This window comes from Phytohabitans flavus (assembly GCF_011764545.1).
Taxonomy (GTDB): Bacteria; Actinomycetota; Actinomycetes; order Mycobacteriales; family Micromonosporaceae; genus Phytohabitans; species Phytohabitans flavus.
The window spans coordinates 3,995,441-4,009,509 of the sequence record NZ_AP022870.1 but is presented as its reverse complement, the minus strand read 5'-3'; the positions used below and the strand labels follow the sequence as shown (position 1 = coordinate 4,009,509).

Here is a 14,069-nt window from a genome sequence, read left to right as displayed (position 1 = left end):
GAGCCTGTCGCAGAATCGCCAGATTCGCTTGAAATGAGGGTCTCGTTGACCCTCGCCGGCCGCCGTTCGGCGGCCAGCGGCGGACACAGCCGTGTTTTTCTCGACACACGCTGTAGTCGGGCAATTTTGCGACAGGCTCTGGAGGGGCAGTTGGATACCACGATCTCTCGCGTACGCCAACCCGATCGCGTCGATCGAGGAAGCGGCCACTCTGGGGGAGCAGGGCAAAGGCCTGCGCACCCACCTCTGCCTTGTCCGACGGCGATCCCGGGTCGGGTTGGGGTGGGGCTTGGACCGCGGACGTGGCAGCGGAGGGGGCAAATACCCATCTCAAGGAACTGAATGTGACCCCGACCTGGAAGATCTCTAGTCGCGAACGAGGCTGGGCTCGCGGGTTGGGACCGGCGTCCGGGGTGGGCGGAGGGCGGGGACCAGGGCGAGCGCCGGGACGATCAGCAGCGGCACGACGAGCAGGGCGCGCAGCACGCCCACGCGGTCGCCGAGCAGGCCGACGAGTGGCGGTCCGGCCAGGAAGGCGGTGTACCCGATCACCGCCACCACGCTCACCCGCGCGGACGCGCGGCTCTCGTCGTCGGCGGCGGCGCTCATCCCGACCGGGAAGCCAAGGCAGGCGCCCACACCCCACAGGGCCACGCCGGCGAGCGCTAGCGGTACCGAGTTCGCGTACACGGTGACCGCGGCGCCCGCCGCCGCTAACGCCATCGTCGCCCACAGCACCCGCGGCCGGCCCCAGCGGTCCAGCGCGACCGTGCCGACCGTACGCCCCACGGTCATCGCCGCCACGAACACCGCGAAGCTCGCCGCGCCCGCCGCCTCGCTCACCCCGTGCCCGTCCACGAAGGCGACCGCGAGCCAGTCGTTCGCCGTACCCTCGGTGAACGCCATCACCAGCACCAGCAGTCCGATGAGGACGGTGCGTGGCTCGCGCCAGGCGGCGAGCAGCCCGCCACCCTTCGGGCCGCCCTCGGCCGCCGCCCGCTCGCCCGGCAGGAACGAGCGCACCGCCACAAGCGTGCCCCCGCCCACGATCACCGCCATCACGGCCAGGTGCGCGCCGATCGGCACCTCCAGGCGGGCGGCGGCCGCGCCGAGGCCGGCGCCGGCGACGGTACCCAGACTCCAGGCGGCGTGGAAGCGCGGCATGATCGTGCGTCCGAGCCGGCGCTCGACGGCGGCCGCCTCGACGTTCATCGCGACCTCGCAGCTGCCCGCGCCGAACCCGATCGCGAAGAGTCCCACCCCCACGACCGGGATCGAACCCAAGGCGCTCGCGGCCACGCCGGCCAGGACGAGGCCCGCGGACGCGGCCAGGGCGCCGATGGCGACGGTACGGGCGGCGCCGAGCCGGTGCGCCACCATGCCGGCCGTGGGCAGCGCGAGCACCGCGCCGGCGGAGAGGGTCAACATCAGCAGCCCGAGCTGGCCCGCGGTGAGATCGAGCGCGTCCTTGGCGGCCGGCACCCGCGCGAACCAAGACGCCACCGCCAGCCCATTAAGCCCAAAAACAACCGCAACCCCATTACGCGCAGCAATCAAACTCACAGGCCCAATCCCACCCCCGGAACCGCTCTCACCTCAAGCGCGTAGCCCCGTCGCTGTTGATCAGGGACTTCGTGGGCGTGTCGGCCGGCGTGCCGCACCACCAACTCCCTGATCAATCCCCGACGAGCACTGTGCAGGCGGCGATTGTGGCGAAGACGAGGATGCCTAGCAGGGCTTGGGCTAGCAGCGTGGGGCCTAGGTGGGACCAGAGGTTGGGGGGGTGCGGCGTGAGGAGCTGGGCGGTCGTGAGGTTGACGATCCGTTCGACCCGGGGTGGGAGCTCCGGGTCCTTCTGGCGGCGTACGGTCACCTGCACGTGGTCTCGTGGCTCCAGCGCGCTCTGCGGCAGGTGGCCGTGGATTTCCATTTCGCACAGCACGCCGTCCGAGGCGCGGATCCTCATCGGGGTGACCAGGTACTCCGGGCCCTTCCTCAGCTCTTTCCACTTCCGCCCGCCGCCACCCGCGCCGGAGCGCAGGAGGGAGACGACGAGGCGGGTGACGCCGGCGGCGGCCAGCACGGCGACAAGGATGGGCTGGCCCACCTTGATCTCGCGGGAGTAGCCGCCCTCGAGCTTTACGACGTGCCCGTTGATGATGGGTCCCGGCCGGTGCGACACGGGTTCGGGGAAAAGCTCCCGGTCCCAGGTCATGACAGTCCTACCGATTGTTGATCCCGCAAGCACTCAGCGTAATCGATGCAGGTGCATTCACGCGAGAGACGGCGAGTGAGTGAATACATCTTCACGGGGTATGCGCCACGCTATGGATCTCTCATTCCTGCGGTCGCTTTACGCCCATCCGGGTCCGTGGGCGTCGGCCTACCTTGATGCCACGCCGGACACGGAGGACGCCGCACGCGCAGTGCGGCTCCGCTGGCGCGGGCTGCGGGAGAGCCTGGCCGGGCAGGGAGCCAGCGGCGGCCTACTCGCCTCGATGGACCGGGCGCTCGACGGGGCACCGGCCGAGCCGGACCGGCTGGGCGTCGCGCTCTTCTGCTCCGAGGCCGCGCCGGACGATGTGACCGTCGAGCGGCTGCCCACGCCGCCGCGCGCGGATCTCGCCCGGTACGGGGCACTGCCGCACGCGATGCCCCTGGTCGCCCAACGGGGTGAGGAGGTCGGGTGGCTGCGCGTGATCGCCGACCGGGCCGGGGGCGAGGTGTCGGTGTTCGACGCGGGCGGCGTTCGGCCTTCCGGCGGCGGCGTGCTCCGGAGCGAGACAGTGCGCGGAACCGAGTCGTACCCGATCCGCAAGGTCAAGCCCGGCGGGTGGTCGCAGGCGCGGTACCAGCGGGAAGCGGAGACAACCTGGCAGCGCAACACGAACGACCTGGCCGCCGCCACCGCGCACCTCGCCGACGCGATGGGGCCGGACGTGCTCGTCCTGGGCGGGGACGTACGGGCCCGGCAGTTGCTCCTGGAGCAGCTGCCCAAGCGCTGGCGGGACCGGGCGGTGGTGACCGACGCCGGTACGCGGGCGTCGGGCGCCGACCCGGGGCCGCTGGACGAGGCGACGACCGTGGCCGTGGCGAACGTGGCCGACCAGCGCACGCGGGACGCGGTCGACCGCTTCGCCGAGCAGGAAGGGCTCGGCAACGGGCTCGCCGCGGTGGTCACCGCGCTCCAGCGCGAGCAGGTCGAGGCGATGCTGATCGTGGACGACCCCTCGTCGACGGACCAGCTGTGGATCGGGCCGGAGGCGCCGCAGCTCGCGCTCGACCCGGCACAACTGCGCGAGATGGGCGTCGAGGAGCCCATCCGCGTACGCGCCGACATGGCCCTAGTCAGGGCGATCGCCGGAACAGGCGCCGACCTGCTGTTGGTAGGCCCGGACGACGCCGACCTGACGCACGGCGTAGGCGCCATCCTCAGGTACACCGACCCCACGACCCGAGCCGGTTGATCAGGGACTTCGTGGGCTGACAGGCCGCCGACACGCCCAACCAAGTCCCTGATCAACTGCGAGGGTCAGGCGCGGGCTAGGACCTGGCGGTATAGCTCTAGGTAGCGGGCGGCCATTACCCCCGGGGTGAAGCGGGTGGCGGCTTCGCGCATGCATTCGCCGCAGTCGAGTTTGGCGGCGGCTTCTATCAGGTCGGGGAGTTCTTCTTCGTTGTCCGTTAGGAAGCCGGTTCGGCCGTGGTCTATCAGTTCGGGGAGGCAGCCCAGGGACAGGCCGACGACCGGGGTGCCTACCGAGAGTGCTTCTACTACGAAGGTGCCGCCCGGCTCGGACCAGCGCAGCGGGGCGAGGACCGCGCGGGCGCTGGCCACGAGGTCGTCGCGGGCCGGCGCGCGTACCGTGCCGAGCCAGCGGACCCGGGAACCGTCCACATAGGGCGCCACCTTCTCCCGGAAGTACACCGCATCCGGATTGTCCGAAGTGGGCACCTCGGCCAGCGCCTCGGGCGAGTGGTACGGCCCCACCGGCCCGGCCAGGATCAGGTCGAACCCGTACTGGTGGGCCAGCCGCACGCCAAGGTCCTGCCCCTTGCCCGGCGTGATCCGGCCCATGATCACCACGTGGTCGCCCTTGTCCGCCGGCCGCCGCCGCTCCGCGCCTTCGGCGAGCGGCGTGGCCAGGTGCACGTGCCCCACCGCGTGCGCGCGCAGCGCCTCGGGCGCGCGGGACACCTGGTCCGCGGAGACCCCGTTGACCCACACCCGGCCGCCGCCGTCGAACGTGCCGTACAGCTCCGGGTGCTTGTGCAGGTCCCAGTGCAGCGTGTGCAGCACGGGCGGGTCGTCCGGGCCGAGCGCGGCGAGTGTGGCGAGGCCGGCCGCCTCGACGTGGTCGTGTACCAGGTCGATGTCGGAGCGCTCGCGGACCTCGCGCACGACAAGGTGCTGGTGCGCCGGTACGACGCCGTTGACCTGGTTGTACGGGCGCTGGAGCTGCCGGAACTGCCCCTCCGGGAAGACCGTGACGAGGTCGTCCACCTCGAGCGTGCTGTCGCCCACGCTGGCGAGCACGACCTCGACGCCGAGCTCACGCAGCGGGGGGACGAGCGTGGCCACGATGTTCTCGATACCGCCGTAGCCGTCCGGCGGGACCGGCAGCCACGGCCCCGCGTTCATCAGGACCTTCATGACACGGCCGACCACAGCGAGAGGTCCGAGTGGAGCGCGCGGGCGGCGCGCAGCTCGGCCAGCGGCGGCCGCTCGCGTACGGACACGTCGTGCACCACGACCTCGCGGCCGAGGCCGGGCAGCGCGTCCTCGCCACCCCGGCGGAACTGGGTCAGCGCGGAGGCCGGCGGTTCCGCTTCCGGCACCGTGCCTTGGCGGTGCAGCCGGGACCAGGCGGTGTACAGGATCTGCGCGGCCATCCGCCCCAGCGCCTCGGTGCTCTGGTGGCGGTGGTGCCGCTCGCCGAGGTCCACCTGGGCGAGCGCGTCGAGACCCACGGTGTCCAGCAGGTCGATGAGCATCGCCAGCTCGACGCCGTACCCCGAGACGAACGGGAGCTGTTCCAGCACCTCGCGGCGGCCCGCGTACTCGCCGGCGAGTGGCTGGACGAAGCCGGCCAGCTCGGGCCAGCAGAGGTTGAGCAGCGGACGGGCCATTATCTCGGTGACCCGGCCGCCGCCGTCGCGTTCGGTGTCGAATGTGGACTCGAGGGGACGGTGGTAGAAGCCCTTGACATACACCACGGAGGGATCGGCGAGCAGCGGTCCGAGGAGGCCGGTCACGAAGTGTGGCCGGAACTCGCGCAGGTCGGCGTCGATGAAGGCCACGATGTCGCCGCGCGCCGCCGCGAGGCCGGCCCACAGCGCGTCACCCTTGCCTTCGAGCCGGGGCAGGCCCCGGGTCATCTCGTCCTGGTCGACCACCCGCGCGCCGGCCTCGCCCGCGACGCGCGCGGTCTCGTCACTGGAGCGGGAGTCGACGACGATGACCTCGTCCACGAGCGGAAGCTGCTCGACGAGGTGCCGGCGGATCGTACGGACGATCTCACCGACCGTGTCCTGTTCGTCGCGGGCGGGCAGCACGACGGATACCGTGCTGGTCCTTTTCGCCCGGACCAGATCGCGGGGTTTCCACTGGTTGGCGGTGCTGGTCCGGTACGCGGACCAGGCCTCCACGACAGGGCTCACCGATAGCGGATGCCACATGGTGCGTGGTTTCCCAAAGATCGGGTACCCAACCGCCGCAGCGGATCGGCGTTGGGAGCGGTAACGGATGGGTGGGCGGTAACAATGGGGGGCAAATGCGCCGTCGCGATGGTCGGCGCCGGCAACGTCGCGCGGCGGCACGCGAGCGTTCTGGCCGGTTTCCCGGACGTGCGCCTGGTCGGCGTGACCGACGTGGTCCCCGAAGCGGCCGGGGCGCTCGCCGCCGAGCACGGCGCGCTGGCGTACCCGGACGTGGGCGCGATCATCGAATCCCAGCCGGACGCCGTATACGTATGCGTGCCGCCCTTCGCGCACGGCCCGGCCGAGGAGGCGGTCCTCGCCGCGGGGCTGCCGATGTTCGTGGAGAAGCCGATCGCGATCGACCTCGCCACCGCCGAACGCCTCGCCCCGCTCGCCGAGCGCGTGGTGACCGCCGTGGGGCTGCACTGGCGGTACCTGGCGGTCGTCGAGCGCGCCCGTGACCTGCTCGCCGGCCGCGAGGTGCGCCTGGTCAGCGGCGCCTGGCTGGACAAGGTGCCACCGGTCGACTGGTGGGTGCGGCGCGAGTCGTCCGGCGGGCCGCTGATCGAGCAGGCCCCGCACGTCCTCGACCTCATGCGGCTGCTGGGCGGCGAGGTGGTGCGGGTACACGCGGCCGGCGGCGGTCGCCCGCCGGTGGACGGCGCGGACGTGGACCTGGCCACCGCGGCCATGGTGCGCTTCGCCAGCGGGGTCCCCGGCACGCTCGCCACGACCTGCGCGCTCGGCTGGAAGCACCGCGCGGCCGTCGAGGTGTACGCGGACGGCCTCGCCGTCTCGGTCGGCGAGGAGGAGCTCGTGGTACGGGACGGCGACGGCGAGCACCGCTACCCCGGTGACCCGGTCGCCGCGCGGGTGGCGGTGGACCGGGCGTTCGTGGACGCGGTGCTGGGGGTGGCCGACGACGTACGCGTGCCGTACGCCGAGGCGCTGCGCACCCACCGCCTCGCCGCCGCCGTGGCCCGCTCGGCCGCGACCGAGGAGGCCGTCGGTGTCTGAGCGGGTCATCGTGGCCACCGCGCCGGAGACCGTGGAGATGCGCGAGGAGGAGCCACCGCCCCTGCGCGAGGGCACCTTCCGGGTCGCCACGCTCTACAGTGGAGTGTCCGCGGGTACCGAGCTGAGCTATGTCAAGGGCACAAACCCGCTGCTCTCCGCCCGCCTCGACGCCGAGCTGGGCCTGTTCGTCGAGGGTGAGCCGGCGCAGACGTACCCGGTGGCCCGCCTGGGGTACATGGAGGTCGGCCGGGTCACCGAGTCGGCCACCACGGCGGTCACCCCGGGCACTGTCGTCGCGATGGCGTACGGGCACCGGACCGGGTACCTCGCCGACCCGCTCGTCGACAGGTTCGTGCCGCTGCCGTCCGGCCTCGACCCGATGCTCGGCGTGTACGTGGCGCACGCCGGTCCGATCTGCGCCAACGGGCTGCTGCACGCGGCGGCGGACGCGTTCGGCGCGGGGGTGCGCGACCTCGGCGACGGGGTGCGGGGCCGGCGGGTCGCCGTGGTCGGCGCCGGCATGATCGGGCTGCTGACCGCGGTGTTCGCAATCCGGCACGGCGCCGAGTCGGTGCTCGTACTGGACAGGACGTCGCGGCGCCGGGCCATCGCGGAGGCCCTCGGTTGCGCGGTGCTCGACCCGGCGGACGGCGACCCGGCGGTCGCGGTCAAGACCCGGTGGCGGCGGGGGCCGGGCGACCGGGGTGCCGACGTGGTCTTCCAGTGCCGCGGGCAGCCGTCGGCGCTGCACCTCGCGATGCGGCTGCTGCGGCCGCAGGGGACCGTGATCGACCTGGCGTTCTACCAGGGCGGGGCGGATGAGGTGCGACTTGGGGAGGAGTTCCACCACAACGGGCTTTCGGTACGTTGTGCGCAGATCGGGCGAGTGCCGCGCGGGCTGGCCGACACCTGGGACCGCGATCGGCTCTCGGCCGAGACCGTGTCGATGTTGCGGGAGTGCGGCGACGGGATCAGGCGGCACGTGGTGACCGCGGTGGTGCCGTTCGACAAGGGCCCTGAGCTGCTGCGCGACCTCGCGACGCGGGCACGGCAGGAGGTGGCGACGATCTTGGAGCTGTGAATAGTACCGTTGCGCACCATGGGTGTGTCGCAGCGGTTGAAAAGCAGGATGCAGCGCTTCCTCCAGCGCCCCGGGACGACGGTCGACCTCGGCCCGCTGGAGAAGCTGCTCCCCAAGATCGGTAGTCGTGCGGAGAAGCTGGCTGACCTCAGCGACGCTGAGCTGACCGAAGCGGCCGCCGAGGCCATCGACTACGTGGACATCTGCGCGTTCGGGCGGGAGGCGGCGCGGCGCGGGCTCGACCAGACGCCGTACGACGTGCAGCTCCTCGGCGCGATGGCGCTGCTGTCCGGCAAGGTCGCCGAGATGGCCACCGGTGAGGGCAAGACGCTGACCGCCGCGATGGCCGCGTACGGGCACGTGCGCCGCGGCAAGGGCCCGGTCCACGTCCTCACCGTCAACGACTACCTCGCCCGCCGTGACGCGCTCTGGATGGCGCCGGTGTACAAGCTGCTCGGCCTCACCGTCGGCTGGATCACCGAGGCGTCCACGCCCGAGCAGCGCCGCGCGGCGTACGGCAACGACGTCACCTACGTCTCGGTCAGCGAGGCCGGCTTCGACTACCTGCGCGACCAGCTGGTCACCGACATCGACGACCGGGTGCAGCGCGACCTGGCCTGCTGCATCGTGGACGAGGCCGACTCGATCCTCATCGACGAGGCCCGCGTGCCGATGGTGCTGGCCGGTACCGTCACCAGCGAGGAGGACCCGGTCCACCAGGCCGCCGAGCTGGTCAAGACCCTGGTCAACAAGCGTGACTACGAGATCGCCGACGACGGCCGCTCGGTCGCGCTCACCGACAAGGGCCTCCAGGAGATCGAGGCCCAGCTGGACGGCATCGACCTGTACGCGGACGAGAACGTCGAGCAGCTCTCCGCCGTCAACGTCGCCCTGCACGCCGAGGCGCTGCTGCACCGCGACGTCGACTACATCGTGCGCAACGGCGCCGTCGAGCTGGTGGACGAGATGCGCGGCCGGGTGGCGCAGCGCCGCCGCTGGCCGGACGGGCTCCAGGCGGCCGTGGAGGCCAAGGAGGGGCTCAACGCCACCGCCGAGGGCGAGGTGCTCGACACGATCACCGTGCAGGCGTTCATCGCGCTGTACAAGAACCTCTGCGGCATGACCGCCACCGCGGTGCTGGTCGGCAACGAGCTGCGCGAGTTCTTCAAGCTGGAGGTCGCGGTCATCCCGCCGAACACGCCCTGCATCCGCGTGGACGACCCGGACCGCATCTACGCCACCCTCGCCGAGAAGGAGGAGGCGCTGATCGAGGAGATCCGCCTCACCCACGAGGTGGGTCGCCCGGTCCTCGTCGGCACCCTCGACGTCAAGGAGTCCGAGCAGCTGGCCGCCGGCCTCACCGCCGCCGGCATCGCGTGCGTCGTGCTGAACGCGAAGAACGACGAGGAGGAGGCGGCGATCATCGCCGAGGCCGGCACGTTCGGCGCGGTGACCGTCTCCACCCAGATGGCCGGCCGAGGCGTCGACATCAAGCTCGGCGGCAGCGACCAGGCCGACTACGACCGGATCGCCGAGCTGGGCGGCCTGTACATCATCGGCTCCGGCCGGCACGACAGCCGCCGCGTCGACGACCAGCTCCGCGGCCGCTCGGGCCGGCAGGGCGACCCCGGCCACTCGGTCTTCTTCGTGGGCCTGGAGGACGAGCTCGTGGTGCGCCACGCGCCCGAGCTGATCCCCGCCTCGCCGAAGATGCACGCCGACGGCCTGGTCCAGGACGACGCGGTTACGTACGCGGTCGAGCACGCCCAGCGCGTCGCCGAGGGCGTCAACCACGAGATCCACCGCAACACCTGGCGGTACAGCGTGGTGATCGAGCAGCAGCGCATCGCCCTCGCCGAGCGCCGCGAGCGCCTGCTGACCACCGACGTCGCCGCCGACCTGCTCCGCGACAGGTTCCCGGACGAGACCGACGAGATCGAGGACGAGCTGCTGTCCCGGGTGGGCCGCTCGATCGCGCTGTACCACCTCGACCGGCTGTGGGCCGAGCACCTGGCCGAGCTCAACGAGGTACGCGAGGGTGTGCACCTGCGGGCGCTGGGCCGGCTCGACCCGCTGGACGAGTTCCACCGCTCGGCGGTGCCCGCGTTCAACGACCTCTTCCCGAAGATCGAGCAGCGGACGCTGGAGACCTTCGAGTCGATCGAGGTGACCGAGGACTGGCAGCCGGAGGAGGCGACGCTGGTCCGCCCGTCGGCCACCTGGACGTACCTGGTGCACGACAACCCGTTCGGCTCCGAGCTCGACCGGCTCATCTCGGCGGTTGGTCGTCGCCTGACGTCGCGTTAGGTCACGATTCCCTTATGGGTGACCACTTCAACGTCGTAGTGCTGGGGTCCGGGCCCGGGGGTTACACCGCCGCGGTCCGGGCCGCCCAGCTCGGCCTGTCCACCGCCGTCGTCGAGGAGAAGTACTGGGGCGGTGTCTGCCTCAACGTCGGCTGCATCCCTCGAAGGCGCTGCTGCGCAACGCGGAGCTGGCGCAGATCTTCACCCAGGAAGCGAAGACGTTCGGCATCCAGGGCGAGGTCACCTTCGACTACGGCGCCGCGTACCAGCGCAGCCGCAAGGTGGCGGACGGCCGCGTCAAGGGCGTCCACTTCCTGATGAAGAAGAACAAGATCCGGCAGTACGACGGCTGCGGCGTGTTCGTCGACGCGCACACCCTGCGTGTCGGCGAGGAGACGGTGACCTTCGACAACTGCATCATCGCCGCGGGCGCCACGACGCGGCTGCTGCCGGGGACGTTCCTGTCGTCGCGCGTGGTGACCTACGAGGAGCAGATCCTTTCCGAGGAGCTGCCGTCCAGCATCGTGATCGCCGGGGCGGGCGCGATCGGCGTCGAGTTCGCGTACGTGCTGCGCAACTACGGGGTAAAGGTCACGATCGTCGAGTTTCTCGACCGTCTCGTCCCGATGGAGGACGAGGAGGTCTCCGCCGAGCTGGCCAAGCGCTACCGCCGCCTGGGCATCGACGTGCTCACCTCGACCCGCGTCGAGTCCATCGACGACACCGGTGACTCGGTCAAGGTCACGGTGTCGAAGGACGGGCAGGAGCAGGTCGTCGAGGCCGACAAGGTGCTACAGGCGATCGGCTTCCAGCCCCGCATCACCGGCTACGGCCTGGAGCACACCGGCGTCAAGCTCACCGACCGCGGCGCCATCGACGTCGACGGCCGGTGCCGCACCAGCGTGCCGCACATCTACGCGATCGGTGACGTGACGGCCAAGCTGATGCTGGCCCACGCCGCCGAGTCGATGGGCATCGTGGCCGCGGAGACCATCGGCGGTGCGGAGACGATGGAGCTCGACTACGTGATGATCCCGCGGGCCACGTACTGCCAGCCGCAGATCGCCAGCTTCGGCTGGACCGAGGCCCAGGCGCGGGAGCGGGGCTTCGACGTGCGGGTGGCGAAGTTTCCCTTCTCGGCGAACGGCAAGTCCAACGGCCTCGGCGACACGGTCGGCTTCGTGAAGATCCTCAGCGACGCGCGGCACGGGGAGCTGCTCGGCGCCCACCTCATCGGACCCGACGTGACGGAGCTGCTGCCGGAGCTGACGCTGGCCCAGCAGTGGGACCTGACGGTGCACGAGGTCGCCCGCAACGTACACGCCCACCCGACGCTCGGCGAGGCGGTCAAGGAGGCGATCCACGGCCTGGCCGGTCACATGATCAATATGTGATCGCCTAGGCGTTCACCGCCGCGACGGCGGCGTCCCGAGCGCCGCGCCAGACGAGGCCGACCTCGGCGTACCCCGCTGCGCGCAACGCGTCGAGGTGCCACGAGACCGGCGGCGTCCACTCCGCGCTGTGCTCCCCGGTGAAGAGGCGCTTGCGCTCGATCACCAGCGGCCCCAGCGCCGGATCCGCCGCCACGCGGTCCCACCAGTCCGCCCAGGACAGCACCGCACCGGCGGCGTAGCGGGCGTGCCGCAGCGCGTCCGCGCGCTCGCCCAGCAGGTCGGAGAGGCCGGGCAGGCCGTCGTCGGGCATGCAGTCGGCGTTGACGAAGACGCCGCCGGGGCGCAGGGCCTGGCGGATCTCGCCGTACAGCTCGGCCAGCCGCTCCGGGGCCAGCCAGTGCAGCGCCGTCGCGGTCAGCACCGCGTCGAAGTCGCGGTGGGGGAGGGCGGCCAGCCAGTCCTTGGTACGCAGGTCGGCCGTCACCACCTCCGCCCGCTCGCCGAGCGTGCCCGACGCGATGTGCCGCAGCACCGGGTCGATGTCGAGGAGCGTGGTCGTGGCCTCTGGGAAGCGGCGCAGCACGCGCAGCGAGATCGAACCGGTGCCGCCGGCCAGGTCGAGCACCCGAGGCGCGCGCCCGGCGGTGACCGCGTCGACCGTCTCGAGGAGGGCGGCGAAGCGCTCCTCGCGGTCCGGCATGTACGCCTCCTGCTGGCGGTCCCAGCTCTCCTGCCAGGCCGCCGTCTCCACTGTGTAAGGAGTCATAGGTGGTGATGGTAGTTACCGTCACGGTGGCTGTCGAGAGCAGGGCAGGGCAAGTGTGTGAGGGTGGCCGGTCAGGGGTACCAAAGTTTTGATCGCGGTGGAGGAGGTCCCATGACGCTCGCGCGCGATGGTCTGGGCGAGGCCGGCGACGTGGTGGTCATCCACTTGGAGGGCGACCTCGACATGCAGACCGAAGAGCGCGTCGTCGCCGAGATCAAGGCGGCGCTCACCAGCGCCCAGCGCGACGTCGTGGTGGACCTGTCCGCCGTGCCGTTCCTCGACTCCAGCGGCGTCCGGGCACTGCTGCGCGGCCGCGACGCCGCCCAGAAGCGGGGCGTCCGGATGTCGGTACGCGACCCTCGGCGGATCGTCGAGGAGGTTCTGCGGATCACCGGCGTGGCACCGCTGTTCGGCCTCCCAGACCCGCGATGACGGCTACCGCGATGTCCGCGGTGGTCTGGACCGCTGCTCCCGCGGCCTCACCCTCCGCGCTCCACGACCGAGCCCGTCCGGCCGGCGGCCGGACGGGCAGGCCGGACTCTGCTGCGACCGGCTCTCGAGTTGGGCGCATGAATGCGCCCTAAGCAATCGACGCCGGTTGCTGTGGTGGTCTTGCGGGCAACCGCAGCCTGGCTGGGCGCAGTGCTGCGCCCAGCTCGAGAGCTTTCCGCAAGCGACGCCCCCGCCCGAATCCGCGCAGCGTCGCGGGCCGTGCGCAGGGCAGCGGGCCGTGCGCGACCGCGGTCGTGAAGCGCGGAGGGCGAGGCCGCGGGAGCAGCGGCCTGGACCCCCGCGGACGTCGCGGTAGCTCAAATCTTGTCTTGGAATACAGCCTCCGCGGGCGGCCCTAGGCGTGGTCGGTGGCGCGGTGGGTGGATAGGACGTCGCCGCCGAAGTCGCCGTGCGGGCGGCGGAGCACGGTGTGGGAGTGGTTGCCGTCGTCGGTCGTGTTGTCGTACTCGATCAGCAGGTCCTCGCCCTGCACCCGGTAGTAGTGGCGGCCACCCGGGCGGGTCGGGCCCTCCCAGGCGAACCACTGCTCGCCGCTCGCGATCCGGGCGTACTCGCGGCCGGCCAGCTCCGGCGGCAGGCGGTCCAGGTAGAGCGTGACCAGGCGGTCCAGCGCCGCCCGCGCGCCGGGGCCCAGGCGGCTGGCGGCCACACCGCGCGGCTCCAGCGGCTTGCCCGCCGACCGGTGGGTGGCAGTGTGGATGTCCTCCGGGGCCTCGTCGGCGACGATCGCGGCCAGGCGGTCCGGGCGGGCCATCGCCTCCAGCAGCGCGCGGGCCAGGTCCTCCTCCGCGGCGAGCGGGCGCAGGACGGTGCCGCCGGCGTACCCGACGCGGTGCGGGTTGGCGCCCAGGAAGATCGGGGCGGGGGAGACCACGCCGTCGACCACGGTCATCGTCACCGAGATGTGGTGGCCCTCGAAGCGCCACCCCCACGGGGTGTCCCGCCCCGGCTCGCCGAACACCGTCACCCAGTAGTCGTTGCTGTGCCGCCCGCGGGTCCAGCTCTCCTTGCGGTCGAGCACCTCCTCCAGGGCGATGATCGCCATCGCCTGGGCGTACGCGGCGGGGCTCAGCGCCGTCGCGAGCAGCCGGTACGTGGCCTTGCGGGCGGTGCGGTCCAGGTCCGCGATGCACACCCCGGGCCGGGCCCGCGGGCGGTACTCGATCCACCGCCGCGCGGCCTCGTCGGCGAAGGGCCGCGACGCGAGGGAGCGCTGCTCGCCGTCAAGTGCGGCAAGCAGCGCCTCCGCCGCCACGGACATCTCACGGTGTACGCCGTCAGCAGCCATTCCC

The 14,069-nt window shown here is 71.9% G+C and carries 11 protein-coding genes and 1 pseudogene; 6 read left to right on the top strand and 6 right to left on the bottom strand.

All coding sequences use genetic code 11. From position 1 onward, the window contains the following. Nucleotides 1-366 precede the first annotated feature (366 nt). Together Pflav_RS17405 and Pflav_RS17400 are read right to left on the bottom strand one after the other, a co-directional pair. The gene (locus Pflav_RS17405) at nucleotides 367-1,572 is read right to left on the bottom strand and encodes an MFS transporter (RefSeq protein ID WP_232072696.1); all 1,206 of its coding nucleotides are present in this window, start codon (nucleotides 1,570-1,572) and stop codon (nucleotides 367-369) included. Nucleotides 1,573-1,675: 103 nt separating this feature from the next. Further along, on the bottom strand, nucleotides 1,676-2,215 hold the full coding sequence (locus Pflav_RS17400) for a hypothetical protein (RefSeq protein WP_173037104.1): 540 nt from the start codon (nucleotides 2,213-2,215) through the stop codon (nucleotides 1,676-1,678). Nucleotides 2,216-2,327: 112 nt separating this feature from the next. Here Pflav_RS17400 and Pflav_RS17395 point away from each other — a divergent pair, with 112 nt between their 5' ends. Continuing rightward, nucleotides 2,328-3,467, top strand: a complete 1,140-nt coding sequence (locus tag Pflav_RS17395; RefSeq protein ID WP_173037103.1) for a baeRF2 domain-containing protein — start codon at nucleotides 2,328-2,330, stop codon at nucleotides 3,465-3,467. Nucleotides 3,468-3,532: 65 nt separating this feature from the next. Here the strand turns inward: Pflav_RS17395 and Pflav_RS17390 are convergent, their stop codons facing one another. Both Pflav_RS17390 and Pflav_RS17385 read right to left on the bottom strand, forming a co-directional pair. Beyond that, the gene (locus Pflav_RS17390) at nucleotides 3,533-4,654 is read right to left on the bottom strand and encodes a glycosyltransferase (protein WP_173037102.1); all 1,122 of its coding nucleotides are present in this window, start codon (nucleotides 4,652-4,654) and stop codon (nucleotides 3,533-3,535) included. Further along, the gene (locus Pflav_RS17385) at nucleotides 4,651-5,679 is read right to left on the bottom strand and encodes a glucosyl-3-phosphoglycerate synthase (RefSeq protein ID WP_173037101.1); all 1,029 of its coding nucleotides are present in this window, start codon (nucleotides 5,677-5,679) and stop codon (nucleotides 4,651-4,653) included. The genes Pflav_RS17390 and Pflav_RS17385 overlap by 4 nt, the downstream gene beginning before the upstream one ends. Nucleotides 5,680-5,763: 84 nt before the next feature. Between Pflav_RS17385 and Pflav_RS17380 the strand changes: the two genes are divergently transcribed. The 4 genes and pseudogenes from Pflav_RS17380 (at nucleotide 5,764) to lpdA (ending at nucleotide 11,498) form a co-directional block, all read left to right on the top strand. After that, on the top strand, nucleotides 5,764-6,717 hold the full coding sequence (locus Pflav_RS17380) for a Gfo/Idh/MocA family protein (protein ID WP_173037100.1): 954 nt from the start codon (nucleotides 5,764-5,766) through the stop codon (nucleotides 6,715-6,717). After that, on the top strand, nucleotides 6,710-7,798 hold the full coding sequence (locus Pflav_RS17375) for a zinc-binding dehydrogenase (protein WP_173037099.1): 1,089 nt from the start codon (nucleotides 6,710-6,712) through the stop codon (nucleotides 7,796-7,798). Before Pflav_RS17380 ends, Pflav_RS17375 begins: the two co-directional genes overlap by 8 nt. An 18-nt stretch (nucleotides 7,799-7,816) precedes the next feature. Next, entirely contained in the window at nucleotides 7,817-10,105 is a 2,289-nt protein-coding gene (gene secA2 / locus Pflav_RS17370; protein WP_173037098.1) for an accessory Sec system translocase SecA2, read from the top strand. A 14-nt stretch (nucleotides 10,106-10,119) separates the two neighbouring features. Continuing rightward, nucleotides 10,120-11,498, top strand: a pseudogene (gene lpdA / locus Pflav_RS17365) (dihydrolipoyl dehydrogenase). Nucleotides 11,499-11,502: 4 nt separating this feature from the next. Here the strand turns inward: lpdA and Pflav_RS17360 are convergent. Beyond that, the gene (locus Pflav_RS17360) at nucleotides 11,503-12,264 is read right to left on the bottom strand and encodes a class I SAM-dependent methyltransferase (RefSeq protein ID WP_173037097.1); all 762 of its coding nucleotides are present in this window, start codon (nucleotides 12,262-12,264) and stop codon (nucleotides 11,503-11,505) included. Between the two features lie 111 nt (nucleotides 12,265-12,375). On the opposite strand from Pflav_RS17360, the gene Pflav_RS17355 reads away from it, so the two are divergent. Beyond that, a complete protein-coding gene (locus Pflav_RS17355) occupies nucleotides 12,376-12,696 on the top strand; it encodes an STAS domain-containing protein (protein ID WP_173037096.1) in 321 nt (106 codons plus the stop codon). Nucleotides 12,697-13,111: 415 nt separating this feature from the next. On the opposite strand, the gene Pflav_RS17350 is transcribed toward Pflav_RS17355, so the two are convergent. After that, a complete protein-coding gene (locus Pflav_RS17350) occupies nucleotides 13,112-14,065 on the bottom strand; it encodes a DUF3500 domain-containing protein (RefSeq protein WP_232071527.1) in 954 nt (317 codons plus the stop codon). Nucleotides 14,066-14,069 lie beyond the last annotated feature (4 nt).